General features: G+C 65.4%; 22 protein-coding genes and 1 pseudogene. 4 read left to right on the top strand and 19 right to left on the bottom strand.

Annotated features, from left to right (window positions below; genetic code table 11):
• Positions 1 to 7: 7 nt before the first annotated feature.
• Genes DNK34_RS04930 through darH form a run of 3 tightly spaced genes read left to right on the top strand, consistent with a single transcriptional unit; the run spans position 8 to position 2560 of the window.
• Entirely contained in the window at positions 8 to 1165 is a 1158-nt protein-coding gene (locus DNK34_RS04930; RefSeq protein WP_131174404.1) for a beta-ketoacyl-ACP synthase III, read from the top strand.
• Entirely contained in the window at positions 1155 to 1562 is a 408-nt protein-coding gene (locus DNK34_RS04925; RefSeq protein WP_131174403.1) for a DarG family dialkylresorcinol biosynthesis protein, read from the top strand. Before DNK34_RS04930 ends, DNK34_RS04925 begins: the two co-directional genes overlap by 11 nt.
• Positions 1559 to 2560: a BtrH-related acyltransferase DarH gene (darH, locus tag DNK34_RS04920; protein ID WP_131174402.1), complete on the top strand. Its 1002-nt coding sequence runs from the start codon at positions 1559 to 1561 to the stop codon at positions 2558 to 2560. The genes DNK34_RS04925 and darH overlap by 4 nt, the downstream gene beginning before the upstream one ends.
• Positions 2561 to 2766: 206 nt before the next feature.
• Here darH and DNK34_RS04915 read toward each other — a convergent pair whose 3' ends face one another.
• From DNK34_RS04915 to DNK34_RS04890, 6 genes are read right to left on the bottom strand one after another with little or no spacing between them, the layout of a single operon-like run.
• A complete protein-coding gene (locus DNK34_RS04915; protein WP_131174401.1) occupies positions 2767 to 3318 on the bottom strand; it encodes a hypothetical protein in 552 nt (183 codons plus the stop codon).
• Positions 3315 to 4424 (bottom strand): beta-ketoacyl synthase N-terminal-like domain-containing protein, encoded by a 1110-nt coding sequence (locus DNK34_RS04910; RefSeq protein ID WP_131174400.1) that lies wholly within the window; start codon positions 4422 to 4424, stop codon positions 3315 to 3317. The genes DNK34_RS04915 and DNK34_RS04910 overlap by 4 nt, the downstream gene beginning before the upstream one ends.
• Positions 4421 to 4687 carry an acyl carrier protein gene (locus tag DNK34_RS04905; protein WP_131174399.1) on the bottom strand — a complete coding sequence of 89 codons (267 nt, stop codon included), beginning with the start codon at positions 4685 to 4687 and terminating at the stop codon, positions 4421 to 4423. The genes DNK34_RS04910 and DNK34_RS04905 overlap by 4 nt, the downstream gene beginning before the upstream one ends.
• On the bottom strand, positions 4669 to 5856 hold the full coding sequence (locus DNK34_RS04900; RefSeq protein ID WP_131174398.1) for an ABC transporter permease: 1188 nt from the start codon (positions 5854 to 5856) through the stop codon (positions 4669 to 4671). Before DNK34_RS04900 ends, DNK34_RS04905 begins: the two co-directional genes overlap by 19 nt.
• Positions 5853 to 6737, bottom strand: coding sequence for an ABC transporter ATP-binding protein (locus DNK34_RS04895; RefSeq protein WP_131174397.1), 885 nt, complete (start codon positions 6735 to 6737; stop codon positions 5853 to 5855). The genes DNK34_RS04900 and DNK34_RS04895 overlap by 4 nt, the downstream gene beginning before the upstream one ends.
• A complete protein-coding gene (locus DNK34_RS04890; RefSeq protein ID WP_131174396.1) occupies positions 6730 to 7137 on the bottom strand; it encodes a hotdog family protein in 408 nt (135 codons plus the stop codon). Before DNK34_RS04890 ends, DNK34_RS04895 begins: the two co-directional genes overlap by 8 nt.
• 61 nt (positions 7138 to 7198) lie before the next feature.
• Here DNK34_RS04890 and DNK34_RS04885 point away from each other — a divergent pair, with 61 nt between their 5' ends.
• Positions 7199 to 7753 (top strand): methyltransferase family protein, encoded by a 555-nt coding sequence (locus tag DNK34_RS04885; RefSeq protein WP_131174395.1) that lies wholly within the window; start codon positions 7199 to 7201, stop codon positions 7751 to 7753.
• 56 nt (positions 7754 to 7809) lie between these two features.
• Here the strand turns inward: DNK34_RS04885 and DNK34_RS04880 are convergent, their stop codons facing one another.
• From DNK34_RS04880 to DNK34_RS04825, 13 genes and pseudogenes are all read right to left on the bottom strand, one after another.
• Positions 7810 to 8250, bottom strand: coding sequence for an excinuclease (locus tag DNK34_RS04880; protein WP_131174394.1), 441 nt, complete (start codon positions 8248 to 8250; stop codon positions 7810 to 7812).
• A 23-nt stretch (positions 8251 to 8273) separates the two neighbouring features.
• The gene (locus tag DNK34_RS04875) at positions 8274 to 8675 is read right to left on the bottom strand and encodes a hypothetical protein (RefSeq protein WP_207390734.1); all 402 of its coding nucleotides are present in this window, start codon (positions 8673 to 8675) and stop codon (positions 8274 to 8276) included.
• Between the two features lie 37 nt (positions 8676 to 8712).
• Positions 8713 to 9939, bottom strand: coding sequence for a beta-ketoacyl-ACP synthase (locus tag DNK34_RS04870; protein WP_131174392.1), 1227 nt, complete (start codon positions 9937 to 9939; stop codon positions 8713 to 8715).
• 19 nt (positions 9940 to 9958) lie between these two features.
• Positions 9959 to 10687: a 3-oxoacyl-ACP reductase FabG gene (gene fabG / locus DNK34_RS04865; RefSeq protein WP_131174391.1), complete on the bottom strand. Its 729-nt coding sequence runs from the start codon at positions 10685 to 10687 to the stop codon at positions 9959 to 9961.
• Complete coding sequence (locus tag DNK34_RS25670) at positions 10684 to 11166, bottom strand: hotdog family protein (protein WP_165493586.1); 483 nt, start codon at positions 11164 to 11166, stop codon at positions 10684 to 10686. Before DNK34_RS25670 ends, fabG begins: the two co-directional genes overlap by 4 nt.
• Positions 11167 to 11226: 60 nt before the next feature.
• Positions 11227 to 12423, bottom strand: a pseudogene (locus DNK34_RS04860) (beta-ketoacyl-[acyl-carrier-protein] synthase family protein); the annotation flags it as partial.
• Positions 12420 to 12902 (bottom strand): hypothetical protein, encoded by a 483-nt coding sequence (locus DNK34_RS04855; RefSeq protein ID WP_131174389.1) that lies wholly within the window; start codon positions 12900 to 12902, stop codon positions 12420 to 12422. The pseudogene DNK34_RS04860 and the gene DNK34_RS04855, both read right to left, overlap by 4 nt.
• On the bottom strand, positions 12899 to 13627 hold the full coding sequence (locus tag DNK34_RS04850; protein WP_131174432.1) for a class I SAM-dependent methyltransferase: 729 nt from the start codon (positions 13625 to 13627) through the stop codon (positions 12899 to 12901). The genes DNK34_RS04855 and DNK34_RS04850 overlap by 4 nt, the downstream gene beginning before the upstream one ends.
• 10 nt (positions 13628 to 13637) lie before the next feature.
• On the bottom strand, positions 13638 to 14882 hold the full coding sequence (locus tag DNK34_RS04845) for an NAD(P)/FAD-dependent oxidoreductase (protein WP_131174388.1): 1245 nt from the start codon (positions 14880 to 14882) through the stop codon (positions 13638 to 13640).
• Positions 14869 to 16017 (bottom strand): sodium:proton antiporter, encoded by a 1149-nt coding sequence (locus tag DNK34_RS04840; protein WP_131174387.1) that lies wholly within the window; start codon positions 16015 to 16017, stop codon positions 14869 to 14871. The genes DNK34_RS04845 and DNK34_RS04840 overlap by 14 nt, the downstream gene beginning before the upstream one ends.
• On the bottom strand, positions 16014 to 18356 hold the full coding sequence (locus DNK34_RS04835; protein WP_242675110.1) for an MMPL family transporter: 2343 nt from the start codon (positions 18354 to 18356) through the stop codon (positions 16014 to 16016). Before DNK34_RS04835 ends, DNK34_RS04840 begins: the two co-directional genes overlap by 4 nt.
• Entirely contained in the window at positions 18346 to 18954 is a 609-nt protein-coding gene (locus DNK34_RS04830) for an outer membrane lipoprotein carrier protein LolA (RefSeq protein ID WP_131174386.1), read from the bottom strand. The genes DNK34_RS04835 and DNK34_RS04830 overlap by 11 nt, the downstream gene beginning before the upstream one ends.
• Positions 18951 to 19376: an acyl-CoA thioesterase gene (locus DNK34_RS04825; protein WP_131174385.1), complete on the bottom strand. Its 426-nt coding sequence runs from the start codon at positions 19374 to 19376 to the stop codon at positions 18951 to 18953. The genes DNK34_RS04830 and DNK34_RS04825 overlap by 4 nt, the downstream gene beginning before the upstream one ends.
• Between the last annotated feature and the right edge of the window lie 176 nt (positions 19377 to 19552).

Genomic DNA, 19552 nt, shown 5'->3' with positions numbered 1-19552 from the left:
TAATCCCGTGGTAACCCCCGTATTCATCAACCGCATCAGTGCGTTTCTGCCCCATGAGCCGGTCGACAACGAGCAGATGGAGGCTCGGCTTGGCATGGTCGGTGGCAAGCCGTCGCGTGCGCGCAAGCTGGTCTTGCGCCGTAACGGCATCCAGCAGCGCCACTACGTCATCGATCCACGCACCGGCGAGCCGAGCATGAGCAACGCGCAGCTCAGCGCCGAGGCGATCCGTGGTCTGGCAGGCGCGGGCTTCGCGCTGGACAGCCTGGATTGCCTGGTCGCCAGCACCTCTTCGCCCGACCAGATGATGCCCGGCCACGGCGTGATGGTGCACGGCGAACTGGGCAACCCGCCCTGTGAGGTGGCGACCACGGCGGGCATCTGCCTGTGCGGGATGACCGCGCTGAAGTACGCCTGGATGAGCGTGGCCAGTGGCGAAAGCCGCAACGCCGTGGCTTGCGGCTCTGAAGTGGCGTCGACGCTGATGCAGGCGCGCAACTTCAATGCCGAGTACGAGAGCCGCGTCGACGAACTGGAGAGCCATCCGGAAATCGCCTTCGAGAAGGATTTCCTGCGCTGGATGCTGTCCGACGGCGCTGGCGCCGTGCTGCTGCAGGGGCATCCCAACGCCAGCGGGTTGAGCCTGCGTATCGACTGGCTGGATATTCTCTCGTTCGCCGACCGGATGCCGGCCTGCATGTACGCCGGCGCCGACATGCAGGACGGCAGCCTGCGTGGCTGGAGCCGTTACGACGCCGATGAGCGCGCGCGGCAGTCGGTAATGGCGATCAAGCAGGACGTCAAACTGCTCAACGAAAACATCGTCAAGTACACCGTGGAAGAGGCGCTGCGGCGCATCATGACGCGCCGTGAGCTGCGCGTGGCGGATATCGACTGGTTCCTGCCGCATTACTCGTCGGAATTCTTCCGCGAACGCCTGGCCGTGGGCCTGGCCAATGTCGACCTGCCGATCCCTGCCGAGCGCTGGTTCACCAACCTGACCAGCAAGGGCAACACCGGCGCGGCGTCGATCTTCATCATCCTTGACGAGCTGTTCAACGGCGGGCGCCTGCGCAGCGGCCAGAAGCTGCTGTGCTACGTGCCGGAAAGCGGGCGTTTCTCCAGTGCCTTCATGCATCTCACGGTGGTCGGCCATGAAGCTTGACGAGGTTCCTCAGGATCACAGCTCCACCTATGGCGGCCACAGCAAGCTGGTCTATGCCGTGGATGCCAGCGGCCATTACCAGGGCACCCAGAGCGATGGCTGGGAGCCCGAAGCCTACGCCACCCAGTTGGCGGTGGCCGAGCTCGAGGCCCAGGCGGCCGAGGCCGAAGCGGCCTGGCGTCGTGGCGAGCTGTCGCCGCTGAAACACCTGATGTACCGCTACCGCATGGACGAACCGGCACTGGCGCAGATCACCGGGCTCTGGCAATGGCGCATGCGCCGGCATTTTCGCCCGGAGATCTACCGACGCCTGAGCACCGCGTTGCTGGCGCGCTATGCCGAAGCCTTCGGCCTGTCCGTCGACGAATTGCGTCGCTACCAGAGAGAACTGCCATGACCGCGTTCGAGCACCGCCAGAGCGCCCACTGCGAAAGCGGCGTCATGGCCAGCCTGCTGACCCATGCCGGCCTGCCGATGAGCGAGCCGATGGCGTTCGGCCTGGCATCCGGCCTGGCTTTCGCCTACCTGCCGATCGTCAAGCTCGGCGGTATGCCGCTGATTGCCTACCGCATGCCGCCCCGTCACCTGATCAAGACCCTCAGCAAGCGTCTGGGCGTGCGCCTGACCAGCCGTACCTTCTCCAGTCCCGAGCAAGGGCGCGTTGCCCTGGACGCTGCGCTCGACAGTGGCCGCTTGGCCGGTTTGCAAAGCTCGGTGTTCTGGCTGCCGTATTTCCCGCCGGAGATGCGCTTTCACTTCAATGCCCACAACCTGCTGGCCTACGGCCGCGAGGGCAATGAGTACCTGCTCAGCGATCCGGTGTTCGAGGCGCCGGTGCGTTGCGCCGCCGAGGATCTGCAGAAGGCGCGCTTCGCCAAGGGTGCACTGGCGGCCAAGGGCCTGATGTATTACCTGGACGACGTCTCGCTCGACCAGGACTGGGAGCGGCTGATACGCCAGAGTGTGTTGTCCACCGCGCGCATCCTCGATGGCATGCCATTGCCGTGGATCGGCATTCGCGGCATCGGGCACCTGGCCAAGCGCGTCGAGGCGCTCGATCCGGCGCAGGCCAAGTACAACCGCCTGTACCTCACCCATATCGTGCGCATGCAGGAGGAGATCGGCACCGGTGGTGCGGGCTTTCGCTTCATGTACGCGAGCTTTCTGCAGGAGGCCGGCGAGAAGATCGGGGATACCACGCTGCGGGAGGCCTCGGTGCGCATGACCGCGGTGGGCGATGACTGGCGCCAGTTCGCCTCGGCCTGTGTGCGGGCCAGCCGTAGCAAGGGCGAGGTTCCGGATTTCCGGCCGATCGCCGACAGGCTGCGTGCGATTGCCGATCAGGAACGGGTGTTGATGAAGGAGTTGGGCGCCTGGGCCAGGCGCAAGGGATGAGCCAGGGTTGCAGTAAGGCGGAAGCGGACGTTGCGGTTTGCGTGGGAGGGGCTTTAGCCGCGATTGGGGCGCGAAGGGCTCGCGGCTAAAGCGGATCGCCGCCCGGCCCCTCCCACAGTCACAGCTCGTAGGATGGGTGAAACCCATCAATATGCCGATGGGTTTCACCCATCCTACGGGCGCTATCGCCAAAAGCAGCCGCTTTTTTATAGCTGCAACTGCAGCACGTCGATCCCCGCCGTTAGCTCGGCAAAATCTGCCGCTTTGCTCAGCCCATTGATCAGCACCGCCTGGGCCTCGAACTCGTCGTTTTCATCGATCACCACCAGCAGCGCCTGGCTGATCAGGCCGTCGGCCAGATCCAGTGCGGCCAACGCCTGCAGCTGTTTCCACACATTCGGTCCGGCACCGATGAACAGGTTCGGCCCCTCCAGCCCCAACTGCGCCGCAACGTGGAAACCGGCGGCATTGCTGACGCTGTTGACGAATTCGAAGGGCTTGGGCTGCAGTTGGTGGACGCACACCGCGTCGAGCAGCGAGCCCATGGTCGCCCGTGCCGGGTGACGCGAAGCCAGATACAACCCGCAATCGTTGCGTACCTGGGCCTTGAGCGGTGCGCTGCACAGCAGCGCCTGCAGGATCAGCCGGTCGATGCGCCGCGGCGGGCTGTTCAACCATTCACCCAGGGCGGCTTTCAGGTCCTTGTCGGAGCAGCTCGCATTGCCGCGAACGCTGCAGGCGGCGATGGCTAGGCTCATGATGCGTCTCCCTGGCAGCGCTGCAGTACCAGGCTGGCGTTGTTGCCGCCGAAACCGAAGAAGTTGGCCAGCAGCAGGCTGTCATTGGTGATGGCGAGCGGCCTGGCCGGCAGTGGTAGCAGGGCTTCGCCGGCGTAATCGCAAGCCGGAAGATGCCCGAGGTTGTGCACCAGCAGCAGGGTTTCAGCGAGGCCGCAGGCGCCCAGGGTGTGGCCGAGCCAGGGCTTGAGCACGCACAGCGGCGGCAGCGCCGCGCCGAACAGCAGGCGCACGCCGTTGCTCTCGGCTCGGTCGTTGGCGCCGGTGGCGGTGCCGTGCAGTTTCACCAGACCGATCCGCTCGGCGCTGGTGCCGGCGCTGCGCAGGGCTTCGCGCATCACCCAGTCGATATGGCTGCCATCTTCGCGGGTGGTGGTCAGGTTGCTGGTGTCGCAGGCACTGAAACCGCCGAGCAGCCTGGCCAAGGGGGCTGGGCCGGGCTCCAGTGCCAGCAGCGTGGCCACGTAGGCCTCGCCGAGAATCAGGCCATCGCGCTGGGGGTGGAAGGGGCGGTAGTGGCCACTGGCGGAGATCAGGTCCAGAGCGCCGAAACCTTGCTGGGCCACCGCGCTGGAGGTTTCGAAGGCCAGCACCAGGACGCGCCGGTACAGGTTCGCGGCGAGCAGTCGGGCACCGTACAGCAGACCATTGGCAGCGCTGGTGCACGCGGTGTTCAGGGTAAAGGCATCGGCGAAGCCCCAGCGTTGGCGCAACTGCTCGGCGATCAGGTCGAGGGGGGTCGAGTGATCCGGGTGGAAGCCGCCGGCCTGGCCCGTGCGCTCTTCCAGTTCGTCGATGTCCAGGCTGGTGCTGGCAACGATCAGCAGGCAATCGTCCAGTGCACCGGCGTCCTCGCCAAGTGTCTCGCGGATCAGGCGATCGAGATGCTGGTCCCGGCTTTCATCGGTCGGCGCGACGCCCAGGTACGCGCGCGGCTGCTGCAGTTCGTGCAGCACGAAGGTGCCCGCCTCGGGCAGCACGCCGCGCTGCAGGGCTTCGCTGGCCGCGTACAGATCGCTGCCGAGCGCGCTGTGCAGGGCGCCGCGCTGGAGGTAGACGGGGGTCACTGCTTGTGCCTGATGAAGGCTGCGATGCTGGCGATGCTGTTGAGGATGCGTCGGCCGTCCTTGGCGCCCTCGATGCGCACGCCATAGTGCTGCTGCAGCGCCAGCGAGACCTGCAGCGCGTCCAGGCTGTCCATCTGGATGCGGCTCTGCTGGCCGAACAGCGGCTCGTCGTTGTCGATGCTCTGCCAGTCGATGTCGTCTTCCTTGTCGCACTCGCGAATCAGCAATTGCTTGAGTTTTTCTTCTAGTAGTGTGTCGTCCATTGCGTTTGCTGTACTCGTTTGTGGAACAGGAACAAGCCACCGGCGCCGGCCAGAGCCGCGAACAGCAGCAGGCGCGTGCACCCGGGCGCTACGTCGTTCAGTGAACCGTGGCCCACCAGCAGGGTGAGGAAAGCATCGAGCGCCCAGCTCATCGGGGAAATTTCCGCCAGATGGCGCATGGCCTCCGGCATCACGCTCTTGGGCACCATGATGCCGCCGATGGCTGCGAGGATGATATTGATCCCGCCGCCAAGCAATAGGGCTTGTTCACTACTGCGCGCCAAGGCCGCCAGCAGCAGGCCCAGGCTGCTGGTGGCCAGGGCGATGCTCGCCGCCAGCAGCGCATAGGCCGCGAGGCTGCCATTGAGTTCCAGCGCTGGCAGGCCGAGCAGTGGCAGGCCGTGCATGCCGATGCCCAGGAGCAGCACGAACTGCAGCAGGTTGATGGCCAGGTAAGGCAGCATCTTGCTCAACGCCAGGGTGCCGAGCTCCAGGCCCAGGCAACGAAAACGCAGCAGCGCGCCGCTCTGCTGCTCGCGCTGGAAGCTGCCGGCCATCGGCAGCACCACGAAGAACATGCCGAAGATCAGCCAGGCCGGCACGCTCATCTGCGTGGCGTTGGCTCGGTCGCTCAGGTCGCCGCTGGCCAGGCGTTCCTGCTCGTCGATATGGCTCTCGGTCCGTTGCTGGATCAGCTCGAGCTGCTCGGCCGGGGTAAGGCCTTCCTCCAGCGCGCCGCTGTCCTGCAGATAAGCGAGCAATCGGGTCTGTGCCAGGGCGATGGTCACCGCGCCATGCAGGCGCTGGCGCGAGAGGCGGTCGAACTGGGCCGGGAAGCTCAGGGCTGGACCCTGGTGAGGCGTATCCAGCAGCCTGTCGTCGAAGTCGGCGGCCAGGCTGATGCGTGCCATCTCCGGCGGGCCGCTGGCGAGCAACTGGCTGTCGGGTAATTGCGCCTGCAGCGCACTCTGGAAGAAGCGGCTGGAATCGCTCTGCTGTGCTGCTTCGAGAACCAGTTGCAGGGGCGGCAGACGATCCTGCAGGTAGCTGGACATGGCCCCGGCCATGATCACCAGAAACAGTGTCGGCATGATGAACAGCACCGCCAGCGCGTGTGGATCGCGCAGCAACAGGAGGATTTCCTTGCGAACCAGGGCGCGCAGTCTCATAACCGGCCTCCATTGAGGCGCAGGTAGAGTTGCTCCAGTGATGGCCGGCCGAAGCGCAGCAGACTTGGCGCCTGCGCTTGCTCGGCGATGCAGCGGGTGATCGCCAGCAACTGCGCCACGTCCAGCGAGGCGATGCGTACGCCAGTGGGCAGGTGTTCGACACTCAGGCCCAGTTCGTCGAGCAGTGGCAACAGAGCTCCTGGCATGCGCTCGGGCCATTCCAGAAGCAGCCCCGGCTGGTCGCCGAGCAACTGGTGCTTGTCGATATCCAGCTGCACGCAGCCTTCGTGAAGCAGCAGGATGCGATCCGCCACCTTTTCCACTTCGTCGAGGTAATGACTGGTGTAGATCACCGCCTTGCCCTCGGCGGCCAGTTGCCGGACGGCCTCGAGCAGCAACTGCCGGCTGGCGGCGTCGACGCCCACTGTGGCTTCGTCGAACAGATACAGCTCTGCCGGCTGCAGCAGGCCGATGGCGAAGTTCAGGCGCCGTTGCTCGCCGCCGGACAGGCGTTCGGCGCGGCGTTCGAGTTTGTCCTCCAGGGCCGTGCTGGCGATGCAGCGATCCAGGCGCTGGCGCCGTTCAGCGCCGCGCAACCGATGAAGGTCGGCGAACAGTTCGAGGTTCTCCTTCACCTTCAGCCCGGCATAGAACGCCAGTTGCTGCGGCACCAGGCCGATGCGCCGCTCGCCTTGCCAGACGATCTTTCCGCTCAGCGGCTGCAGCACGCCGCTGAGCAGCGACAGCAGGGTGGTCTTGCCGGCGCCGTTGCTGCCGAGCAGGCCCAGGCATTGTCCGGCCTGCAGTTGCAGGTCGATCCCCAGCAGCGCGGGCTGGCGGGCTTCGGGGTAGCGATAGCCGAGGTTCTCGAGTTCAAGCACGGACGAGCACCAGCAGGAGTTTGCCGTCGAGCAGCAGGCGTTCGTCGGCGTGCACGCTGAAACCGTACAGGGCGCCCGCCGGACTGAGTGCTTCCTGGGTCGCGCTGACCAGCAATCGGCCGTCGCGCTGTGTCGGCTGGTGATGCAATTGCAGCTGCGAGAGCTTGCCGACCAGGGCCATTTCGATGGCGTCATCGCCGCCGTATAGGGCACCATGTGCAGCGCACAGTTGCGCGGCCGCTTCGAACAGCAGGCAGGGTGAGGCGTCTGCACCGAGGTTGTCGAGGTGGTGCCAGCCACTCAGGCCGCGAATGGCGTTGGCGTCATGGTCGAGCAGCGCGTCCAGCCAGAGCGCCTTGCCCTGGTGCGGCAGCAGTGTGTGCAGTTGGGTGCGATCCATGGCGAGCGGTCTGGACGTACGAGCGCAGCAGTGTAACAGAGGGCGATTGGGGAGGCGTGTGGTGGGGGTCTGGCAATTACTGGCTTTCGTGGTGCTGAGCATGGTGCTGACGGGGATTTCCTGGCGGACGTTGGGCAACCCGCGCAGCCATGGTTTTTATCGTTTCATCGCCTGGGAGGTGATGCTGCTGTCGCTGGTGCTCAATGCGCCGTTCTGGTTCGAGGATCGTGGCGCCACGCATCAGCGTATTTCCTGGGTGCTGCTGACGGCTTCGCTGCTGGTGTTGTTCGCCGGCGTATACCAGATGCGTCGCTTCGGGCGTGCCGATGAACGGCGTCAGGACGATGAGTTGTTCGCCTTCGAGCGCACGTCGCGGCTGGTCACCAGCGGCGTCTTCCGCTACATCCGCCATCCGATGTACTGCTCGCTACTGTTGCTGGCCTGGGGCATCGCCTGGAAGCAGCCAACGGCCGTGGCGTTGCTGTTGGCAGCGCTGTCCAGCGTGCTGCTATGGTTCGCCGCCAGGTGTGAAGAACGCGAATGCCTGGCCTATTTCGGCGATGCCTACCGCGACTATATGGCGCGCAGCCGGATGTTCGTTCCCTTCATTCTCTGAGCCGCGGCCATCAGCCGGTCGCCGAGAGCGGAGGCTGCTCCCGGCACACCGTTCGCTTACTTGACGCTGGCGAACTTACCCTTCAGCGCGACGCCGGCCATGATGGCGCCGGCGTGGCATTCGTATTTGCCGTTGTCGCGGTATTCCTTGTTCTTGTAGTTGCTGGCCAGGTCGACCACGGCGTTGGCGCCGGCGGCCTTGGCCGAGTTCTGCAGCTTGATCAGCGCCGATTGCAGCACCCAGCTGCAGGCTTCCTCGTCACTTTTACCGAAGGCATTGGTCTTCTGGCTGGTGGTGACGTTGGCGTTGATGATCTTGGCGCCGGCCGGGGTCTTGTTCAGGTAGAACTTCACCGAGCCATCCAGGCGTCCGGCCTGGGTGGCCTCGTTGATCACCGACTGGAAGTCGAGGAAGTGGGCCGTGTCACGGGCCTGGCTGACGGCAGGCAGCAGGGCGGCGGTGAGAAGCGCAGCAGTGGTCCAGGCTTTTGCTTTCATGGGTATCTCCTTGATGGCACTGTTCAATGGGACATATGAAGGGAAGGACTGCTCAATTCCTGTTGAATGCCGCGATCCAGATTATGGATCCACTTGTTGTAATTGCGATGGATCTTGCCGTTGCGGTAGTCGAGGTTGTGACTGTCGCGGTAGCGGATCGAATAGCTCGACGCGGTATAGGGGATGCTGATCTCCGCCTGATGGCTGCGGCGGCTGATCGACGCCATGATCTGCCCCGGGTCGGCACGTTGCACCGTCCACTGGCGGCGTTGCAGGGCGGCGAGGATCGCCCGGCGCATGTCGTCTTCGCCCTTGAGCGCAGCGGGCGGCGCACTGTTTTCGATGTTCATCACCGGCTTCGCGGTGCAGGCGGCGATACCCAGTACCAGGAGGGCGAGCAGGGCAAGGCGGTTGAAACGAGACATCATCCATGTTCCTTGTCAGTGAAAAATCTATGGGCGGTTAGCGCCAGCGGCGGAAGATCAGCGAGGTATTGACACCGCCGAAGGCGAAATTGTTGTTCATCACGTATTCATGGCTCATCTCTCGGAATTCACCGCGCAGATAGTCCAGCTCGCCGCACGCCGGGTCGACTCGATCCAGGTTGAGGGTGTGCACATAGCTGTCGCGGTTGAGCATCTCGATGCTGAACCAGGATTCCAGCGCGCCGCAGGCACCCAGGGTATGGCCGAGGTAGCTCTTCTGCGAGCTGATTGGCATGCGCGCGCCGAACAGGCTGCTGGTGGCCTGGGTTTCGGCCACGTCGCCCTGCTCGGTGGCGGTGCCATGGCCGTTGACGTAGCCGATGGCTTCCGGCGCCAGCGCGGCATCCTCCAGCGCCAGCTCCATGGCTCGGCGCATGGTGGCCTGTACCGGTTTGGTGGCGTGCTGGCCGTCGGCGTTGCAGCCGAAACCGACGATTTCGGCGTGGATGGTGGCGCCGCGGGCGAGGGCGTGCTCCAGCTCTTCGAGCACCAGGATGCCGGCGCCTTCGCCGATCACCAGGCCGTCGCGGGCGCTGTCGTAGGGGCGCGGGCTGGTGTGCGGCGCGTCGTTCTTCAGGCTGGTGGCGTAGAGCGCATCGAAGACCATGGCCTCGGTGGGGCACAATTCTTCGGCGCCGCCGGCGAGCATCAGCGGCAGGCGGCCGAACTTGATCGACTCGTAGGCGTAGCCGATGCCCTGGCTGCCGCTGGTGCAGGCGCTGGAGGTCGGAATCACCCGGCCGGTGAGGCCGAAGAAGATGCTGATATTGGCGGCCGTGGTGTGCGGCATCATGCGCACGTAGGAGTTGGCGTTGAGACCGTCAGCCACCGAATTGAGCAGCATGTTGCCGAACGCCTTGATCTCCTCGGTGCTGCCGGTCGACGAACCGCACGCCACGCCCATGCGGCCATCCTGGATCGTCGCATCGCCCAGCAGGCCGGCGTGTGCCAGGGCACGCTCCGCGGCGTACACCGACAGCCGTGATACGCGGCCCATGCTGCGTAGTTGCTTGCGCGTCCAGTGGCCCGGCACCACGAAGTCATCCACCGGGCCACCCAGGCGGGTATTCAGCTCGCTGAAGCGATCCCACTCGTGCATGACGCGAATGCCGCTGCGATTGGCGCGGAAATTCGCCGAGATGCTGTCCCAGCTATCGCCCAGGGAGGTAATGCCGGCCATGCCGGTAACGACTACGCGCTTCATCGTGCCACTTCGCTCTTGATCAACACAGACCGCCATTCACGGCGATTACCTGGCGGGTGATATAGGCCGCCTCTTCGGACATCAGAAAATTCACCGCGCCAGCCACTTCTTCCGGGGTGCCCATGCGCGCGGCGGGAATCATCTTGAGAATCTCCTCGAGTGGCACGTGCTCGTCGAGTATCTCGGTATCGATCAGCCCCGGCGCCACGCAGTTGACGGTGATCCTGCGCTTGCCCAGCTCGATGGCCAGCGCCTTGGCGGCGCCGATGATACCGGCTTTGGAGGCGCTGTAATTGACCTGGCCGCGATTGCCGATCAACCCGGAAACCGAGGTGATGCAGACGATACGCCCTGGCTGGCGGCGGCGCACCATGGGCATGGTCAGCGGCTGCAGGACGTTGTAGAAACCATCCAGATTTGTGCGCAGCACCACATCCCAGTCCTCTCCGCTGAGTGCCGGGAAGGCGCCATCGCGGGTCAGCCCGGCGTTGCACACCACGCCGTAATAGGCGCCGTGGATTTCCACGTCGGCTTCCAGGGCGCTGCGGCAGGCCTCGCGGTCGGCCACGTCGAACTGCAGGATGCGGGCGCTCTGGCCGAGGGCTGCGATCTGCGCCTGTACGGCCTCGGCTTCGTCGCGGCGCGAACGGCAGTGCAGTACGAGATCGAAACCGGCGCGCGCCAGGCGCAGGGCGATGGCGCGGCCGATACCGCGGCTCGATCCGGTGACCAGAATGGTCTCGCTCATGGGAGCGGCTCCTGAGAAAGGGTCTGAGTAAAGGGCGGTTCCTGAATGTAGCTGGCCACGTCGCGGGGCTGGAATACGTTCAGCCGGGCTTCGACGAGAATGTCCGGGCCTTGCAGGCGGCATTCGAACACGCACATGCCATTGTCATCCTGCAGCGAGCGGGTGGCGCTGATGTGCAGGGTACTGCCGGCCGGGAAGCGCTCGACGTTGCAGGTGAAATTGCGCGTGCCGAGCAGGAAACCGAGTTCCACCGCACGGCCTTCCCGACGCGCGTGGCAACCGGCGAAGGCGGCCACGCTCTGGGCCATCAGCTCGATGCCGACCGATGCCGGCAGGCTGCCGTCTGAATGGCTGAACAGGCCGCCTGGGCGAACCTCGAGGCGCGTCTCGATATGCTCGGCATCGAACGCCAGCACTTCGTCGATCAGAATCATGTCGCCAGCGTGGGGCACCAGCTCGGCGACGGGCCAGACACTCACGGCAGGTCTCCTAGGGTCTGTTGACGTTTCAGCGCGCGGTCGTGCTGAAGCGTCAACAGACCCTAAAATCAATGACAGGTTGTTGCCACCGAAGGCGAACGAATTGCTCATCAGGTAACGGCGGCCACCCGTTGGCAGCTGGTCATGGACGTTCGCCTCGACCAGATTCAGGCGCGGCAGTTGCGTATCGGCCTGACCATCCCAGACATGAGGCGGCAGGCGATTGGCGGTGTTGTAATCACTCAGGGTCAGCCAGCAGAAGGCAGCCTCCAGTGCCCCGGCGGCGCCGAGGGTATGACCGGTCAGTGATTTGCTCGACGAACAGGCCACGCCGGCGGGAAACAGCGCCTGCACCGCCAGGCTCTCCATGGCGTCGTTATGGGTGGTGGCGGTGCCATGCAAGTTCAGATAGCTGATCTGCTCGGCCGCCAGGCCCGCAGCGCTCAGCGCCTTGTGCATGGCTTGTTGGGCGCCGATGCCCTGTGGATGCGGCGCGGAAATATGGTGCGCGTCGGAGCTGGCGCCGCCGCCGAGCAGGGCAATGCCCGGGACATGATCGTCGTCGTGCGCGCGGGTCATCAGGAACAGTGCTGCGGCTTCACCGATATTGATGCCATGACGGTTGATCGAGAACGGATTGCAGCGTTCGTCGGATACCGCTTCGAGGCTGGCGAAGCCGTTCAGGGTCAGCTTGCAGAGGCTGTCGACGCCGCCGCACAGCACCGCATCGCAAACACCCAGTTGCAGCAGGCGTTGGGCGCTGAGCAGGGCGCGGGCGCTGGAGGTGCAGGCGGTGGATTGGCAATACACCGGCCCGCTCAGCCCCAGCCAGTCGGCGAGAAAAGTGGCAGGCGCCACGATTTCCTGACGGCTGTAGTGGTACTCGGCAGGCAGGACACCGCTGTTCACGTATTCGGCGATATGCTCGCCCGCCTCGGCGATACCCGAGGTGCTGGTACCGAGCATCACGGCGATGCGCCCGGCGCCATGGCGGGCAATGGCAGCCTGGATCTCGTCGTGGATTTCCAGGGCTGCGGCCAGCAGCAGCTGGTTGTTGCGGCTGAGGGCGTGTTCCTGGCCGGCGGGCATCTCCGGTAAAGGCGTCTCGACCGCGCCGACGGTCACGCTGCGTTCGGGTATCCAGCCGGCCTGGCGGCGCATGCCGCTGGTATCGCCAGCGAACAGGGCATCGGCTACCGCCTGCTTGCCCTGGCCGAGGGCGCAGATAACGCCGAGGGCGTCGAGTCGAGCGATCATGGTTGCCTCTCCAGAGGACTGACCCGGTAGCGCTGCTTGCCATTCTCCAGCTCGATGGCCAGCGGCGCCTGGTAATGGATGCGCCAGTGCGGGGCGAGCTGGCGACTGTCCGCGCCTTGCTGCCGCCAGTCAGCCGCATCGTAGGTGTGCGCCAGTTCATCGTCCGCGGTGAGGGCGAACAGCAGGGCGGCGAACAGCTCCCGCGCCTCGCCATTGGGCGGCAGCAGGCCGTCGTTGTGCCAGGCACCGCCAGCCAGGGATTGTCGCGCCAGGGGCACGCCGAGCGGGTCGAACAGCGACCAGCGCAGGGTGCTGCCTTCGGCCTGGATCACCAACAGCCAGTCCTGGCCATCTGCCGTGTTCACCTGCAGCGATATCGGCAGCGGCGCTACCAGCGCTGGCGAAGACGTGGGCAGCGGCGCGCGCGCGGCGCAGGCCGTCAGCGCCAGAGCGCAGGTGAGCAGCAACAAGCGCTTCATGCCGGCGCCTGCCCGAAGGGTTTGCGTACCGCCGCGTTGACCAGGGTTTCGTTGCGCTGGCCAAAGGGCTTGGGCCGGCGAATGCCCCAGCGCTCCAGCAGGCCGAAATCCTGCGAGCGACTCCACCACAGGTAGGGGTAGGAGACATTGCGTTCGCTGAATTCGAAACCCTGGCCACGCAGCATGCCGAGGTATTCGTCGGCGCTCTTCTGCACCTCCATCGGGTGGCGGAACAGCCAGCGAATCACCCAGGTGTCGATGTAGTACTTGGTCGACTCGGCGAACAGCAGCAGGCCGCCGGGCTTGAGCACGCGCCAGAATTCGGCGAGGGCCTGCTCCTGCTCGACCAGGTGGTGGAAGGTCTGGTGGCAGAAGAGGATGTCGACGCTGGCGTCGGGCAACTGGATCGCCGCGCAGTCGCTGGCGATCAATTGTACGTCCAGCCCCAGGCGATCCGCTTCGGCGCGCGAGCAGTCGAGGCTGTGCGGGTCGGCATCCAGGCCGATGATGCGGGCCGGCTGGAAAGCGCGTTGCAGCAGGGCGAACGACTTGCCCTGGCCACAGCCGGCGTCGAGCAGCACGGCGTCGCTCGGTAGCGGGCCGCTGATCAGCTTGTGCAGATCGTCGATGGCCACGCGCAGCACATGGTGCTGCCACACGTGGCTGCGCAGGAACCAGAAACCGAAACCGGTTTCCTCGACGTAGCTGGCCGCGGCGCGGTTCATCGAAGCGTTCTCAGGCACTGGCGCACAACTCCGCCAGTACCCGCAGGCGTCGCCGAGGTTCGGCCACGTAGGGGTTGCGCTCGTCCCAGGCATAGCCGGCGAGGATGGAGCTGATCATGCTGCGGATCTCGGGTGAGGCATTGGGGTAATGGATCACGTCCTGGAAGCTGCCGTCGTACCAGCCTTCCACGTAGACGCGGAAGGTATCGACGCCGCGTTTGAGCGGGGTGGCGAAGTCCCGTTCCCAATCCACGCTTTCGCCGCTCAACTGGCGGTGCAGCAGGTTGGCGGCCATGCTCGCCGAGCGCATGGCGATGGTCACGCCGGAGGAGAATACCGGGTCGAGGAACTCGGCGGCGTTGCCCAGCAGGGCGAAACCGGGACCATGCAGGGCCTTGACGTTGGCCGAGTAACCCCTGATTTCGCGCACCGGGGTATCCCACACGGCATTGCCCAGTACCTTGGTCAGGCTGGGGGTTTCATCGACGAACTGCTTGAGGCAGGCGTCCATATCCTCCGGGTAACCGTCGAAGCGCTCGGCCAGGCCGACCACGCCGAGGGAGCAGCGGCCGTTGCTGAACGGAATGGTCCAGAACCATACATCGCGCAGCGTCGGATGGGTGGTGATGAGGATCTTCTCGCGGTCGAAGTCCGGGTGGTCGATACGGTCTTCGATATGGGTGAACAGCGCCTTGCGCATCGGCAGGCTGGACGGCAGCTCGAGGTCGAGCAGGCGTGGCAGCAGGCGGCCATAGCCGCTGGCATCGAGCACGAAGGCGCAGCGCACCTGGTACTCGTGGCCGTCTGCGAGACGGCGCACTGACAGCAGCGGTTGTTCGCTGCTGAAGTCCACCGCGACGATTTCTTCCTCGTAGCGGATGCTCACGCCCTGGCGCTCGGCTTCGTCGGCCAGCACCTTGTCGAAGGTGGCGCGTTGCACCTGGAAGGTCGAGCCGAAGCTCGGCGTGAAGGTCTCGCGGAAGTCGAAGTCGGTGTAGTGCTCGCCCCAGGCGAAGGCCGCGCCATGCTTGGTCTGGAAGCCCGCAGCGCGCACCGCGTCGAGCATGCCGGCTTCTTCGACGAAATCCAGGCAGTGCGACAGCAGGCTCTCGCCGATGGAGAAGCGCGGGAAGCGCTGGCGCTCGAGAATCAGCACCTCGTGGCCCTTGCGCTTGAGGATGGCGGCCGCGATGGCACCGGATGGGCCGGCACCGACTACGACGATCTGATGCTGTTGGACTTCAGGAGACTTCATAGCGGCTTTTCGCCTCGCTTGTATAAGCGCGCCGGCCCAGCAGGGCTGGCAGCAGGGTAGAGAACAGGCTCATCAGCAGCAGGCCGAAATAGACCATGGCATCGATCAGCTGCAGTTGCAGGAGCAGGTTGAGAAACACGATTTCGGTCAGGCCGCGGATATTCAGCAGCAGGCTTTCGCGCCACTTGATCTGCGCCGAGGCAGCCGGCTCCGCCCAGTGCAGGCCAAGCCAGCTTCCCAGCACTTTGCTGACCACCGGTACCACCAGCAGTACGCCGACCGACAGCCAGGAGTAATGCTCATCGATGCCGTGGAAGTCCACGCGCAAAACGCCGCAGGTGAGGATCAACGGCACGGCCAGGCCATTCATCAGCAGCTTCCACAGGTGTTCCGGCAGCGGCAGGCGCAATGGCTGGCGGATCCAGGCCAGGCACAGCATGTAGGCGATGCCGAATACCAGGGCGTTGAGCTTGAGGCTATGGAACAGCAGCATCAGCGCGAAGAACGGCAGGCTGAAGAACAACGGGTGGCGCAACTTCAACAGGTGCAACAGCATGGGCAGGGCGGCGGCCAGCAGCGGCCACAGCAGGCTTGCCGGATGGCTGCTGCCCTGGGCCAGGCCGAACAGGCTCCAGCACATGAAGTCCATCAGGATCGCCGCGTGCAGCAGGCGTTTGGTCGCCGCGGGCGGATAGCCGATGTTCTGCAGGAACAGATAGAGCACCGGGATCGCGGTGATGGAAAACAGCAGGCCGATGCCCACCGCGCTCAACCAACTGCGTTCGCCAGGTAACAGCCAGAGGGCACAGGCCAGACCGGCGAGCAGCGGCACCAGGAAGCTCGGCAGGGCGATCTTCAGGCATGCCGGGCTGAGTTCGAGGTCGATCACGTCGCTGAGGATGTAGCCCAGCAGCAAGGCGAAGCACAGGCCGTAGAGCAGGTTCAGCCAGGTTGGCGCGAGCAGATCCGCGGCGCCCAGTTGCAGGTGCGGCTCGACCCAGCCGAGCAGCATGGCGGGTATCGCCAGGCTGGCGACCAGCAATTGGCCGACGATGGGAATCAGCCGGCGACCGCCAACGCTGCCGACCAGGGCGTAGACTGCCAGAGCCAGCAGCCAGAAACCGAGCACGCTCACGCGACGACCTCCTTGTCGGGACGCGGTGCGGCCCAGGGCGACAGCAGAAAACAGAACATCAGCCCCAGGCTGATGGCCAGGCCGAAATTGGCGATGGCCGGCGTCTGGCTGATCAGCAGCAGGCCGAACGACAGCCAGCTGGAGATCGCTGAGAGCAGCGTACCGAGCAGGCTGACGGCGGGGCCGCCGATATTCTCGCGCATCAGGATGGCGTAATCGACGCCGATGGCGGTGATCAGCAGCAGGCCGAACAGGCTGAACAGGGTCAACGGCTGGCCCAGCCAGCCGAGGCAGGCCAGCGCGGCGAGTGCTGCCAGCAGCGGCAGGCAGACCACCCGCAGGGCACCGCCGATGCCGAAGGGTATGCACAGCAGCAGCACGATCGCCAGGCACGACACCAGCTTGAGCTCGGCGGCGCTGATCTGGGTGGCGGCGAACAGGCTGTTCAACTCGCCTAGGCGGTCGACCAGTTGCACGCCGTCGAGGCCGTCTGCGGCGGTTTGCAGCAGTGCGCTGTCGGTCTGCCCCTGCAGGCTGACGATGGCGGCAACGCCATTTTCATCGCGGCCCAGCCATAGTGTGCGCCAGGGCTCGGCCAGGGGGCTGGCGAGGGCTTGATCCAGATCCGCTTGTGGCTGTTCCAGCAGTTGCTGCAGCTCGGTCTGCAACGCGGCGGCCGGTACGCCCAGGTCGAGCAGCGCTTGCCAATGCGTTGGCAGTTCTGCCAGGGCAGTGCGTAGCGACTGCAACTGGGCGGCGGGCGCTATCAGTTGGTTGAGCGACAGGTAGCTGCGCAGCTGATCGCTCTTCACCAGTGTGTCGAGACGTATGCCGAGGGCGTGCTGACGCTGCAGCAGTTGCGCCTCATCGGCCGCACGTACCAGAAAGAACTGGCTGGTGGGCTGCTGCCCGGTGAGCTGCACGATGCGCTGCGACTGGGCGAACAGCGCCGGATCCTTGCCCAGCCACTGGCGCAGATCGTTCTGGCTGTGCAACTGCCAGATACCGCCCGCGCAGAACAGCAGGAACAGGCCGAGTAGCCAGAAATTACCGCTGCCTTTCTGTATGCGGCTGTGCCAGCTCAGCAGGCGCGTGGCCACGGCCAGCAGGCGCGGAGCCGGGCGCAGCTGCATGCCATCCAGCCAGGCGGGGAGCAGGCAGACCGAGCAGAGATAGGCACCGATCAGGCCGGCAGCGGAGAACGCAGCGATCTGCGTAAGGGCCGGGAACGGCGTGAAGGCCAGCGCCAGGTAACCGATCAGGTTGGTACCCAGGCTCAGGCTGAGGCCCGGCAGGGTGCTGCGCAACGCGCTCCAGCTGCGCCACTCGGCATGGCCCCAGCTCTTGCTCAGGTAATGCAGCGGGTAGTCGGCGGCAACGCCGATCAGGCTGGCGCCGAGCACCAGGGTCAGTGCGTTGATCTGGCCGAACAGCAGTACGCAGGCGGCAGAACCAGTGAGCAGGGCCACGCCGATCGGCAGCAGGCTGAGCAGCACCCGCGGGCGCCGGAAGGCCAGCAGCAATAGCAGCAGGGTGCCGAGGCTGGCGGCACCGCCAATCAGGGTCATCTCGCTCATGGCTTTGTTCTGGCCCGCCGCGGCGTACAGTACGCCGCCGGTGGCGAGCAACTGGCCGCCGGCTGCCTCGGTAGCGGCACGCGCGGTTTCGATACTGTGTGCGATGGCCAGTGGTGCCTGCATATCGAAGGCGTCGCCGTGGCTGCGCAGGTGCAGCACGGCCCAGCTCATGCCGGATTCCTGAACCAGCAGGGTGCCACTGGCCAGATCCGGCTGTACCCGGCCGCCAAAATTGAGTGCCTGCTGGGCACGCCCGCCCAGGCCGAACCAGTCCTGTTCCGGCGGTAGCAGGCTGAAGGACGCGAACGGATCGAACAGCCCGGCAGCGCGCTGCTGGATGAAGATTTCCGGCTGCTCGATCAGCAACTGACGGTCGGCCGCGGGGAGCAGGTTCAGGCGGTTGTCGCGCAGATGCTGGCGCAGGGCGTCGAGGTCGCTGTCGAGTCTCCAGCGCACCTGTTCGAAGTGGCCGCTGTCGCGCCATTGCTGACCCAGGGTGGCAGCCAGGTCGACGGCACGCTCGCGCTCGGGGTGGCCGACCAGCACCAGCACGTCGTGCTGAATCGGCTCCTGCATGCGCGCTTCGGCCTGTTGCAGCCGCGCATCGCCGGCGCCGCTGGGCAGCAGGGCGAGCATGCTGGCAGCCACCGGCGGGCCGTGGCGCCACTGCCAGGCGGTCAGCGCCAGCAGCGCCAACAGCAATACGGCGAACAGCCGCGGCAGTCGGCGCTCGATGAGCGCGTTTCTCGGTTCAGCGGGCAAAGTCGCTACGCTCCTGCTCGCTCAGGGCATCATCCACGACACTCGCGGGCATGCGCATCAGCGTGCGGTCGCCCTGGGTTTCGTGCAGTTCGATACGCTCGACCAGCTCGCCACCGCTGATGTCGATGCGGCTGAACACCTGCTTGAGCAGCAGCGAGGTCGGCAGCAGGCTCAGCGTCCAGGCCTTGGCATCGCCGCTCAGCCGCAGGTCGAAATCCCGCGCCAGGCCGCTGTGGTTGCCCTTGAGCACGTCGAGAAACAGGCGGCTCTGCTGCGCGGCGATGTCGCGCCCCGGTTGCATCTGCCAGCCGTCGGTAGTGCGTCGGGCAATGCCGTTGGCGTCGATGCGGTAGTCCTGCTGCAGCGGTTTGCGCAGCTTCCAGAGCAGGCCGGCATCGGCGGCGAGCACGAATTCGCCGCTGCTGGTCAGCGGCTGGGGCAGGGCGCGCAGGTGTTTTTCCTGGATGAACGGCCCACGCACCACGGCATGCTGCGACAGCTGCTTGCTGAGCCCGTCGAGGGTGAGGGGCTCGGCTTGGCTGCATAGCGTCGTCGCCACCAGGCCGAGCAGCAGGGCGAAGCGCGCCATGGCGATCATCCGATCACCCGCTGCACGGCATCGATGAATACCTGAGGGGAAGCCAGCTGCATTTCCCGGCTGGCGATGTCCACCGCCACCTGCACGCTGCTGCCGCGGGTCATGCGCTCGCCGCTGGCGCTGTCGCTGATCAGGTAGTGGATCTTCAGGCGGTTTTCCCACTCCACCAGATCCGCGCACACGGTGATGCGCTGGCCGAATTGGGCGCCGCGGATGTAGCGCAGCTGCAGATCGATCACCGGCCAGGCGTAACCGCTGTCACGCATCTGCGGGTAGCCGTGGTCTAGCCGGTCGAGCAGGGCACAGCGTGCCTGTTCGAAGTACTTGACGTAGTGGCCGTGCCAGACGATTTCCATCATGTCCACGTCGAAGAACGGCACGAGGATTTCCACCTCGGCCTGCAGCACGCCTTTGCTACGCATGATGGCTTCGTCCCTGTAGGCGCTGGTTTGCCAGCGATAGCGGTTTACCTGGCAACACCGAAGCGGATTTCAACATCTTTATCGCCGGCAAGCCGGCTCCTACACGTGTCAGGTGTATACGGTCGCGTTGCGCACCCTGTAGGAGCTGGCTTGCCAGCGAAAGCGATTTGCGCGGC

It is taken from the genome of Phytopseudomonas dryadis (assembly GCF_004327355.1).
GTDB classification, from domain to species: Bacteria; Pseudomonadota; Gammaproteobacteria; order Pseudomonadales; family Pseudomonadaceae; genus Aquipseudomonas; species Aquipseudomonas dryadis.
This window is presented reverse-complemented; position numbering and strand designations above follow the sequence as displayed.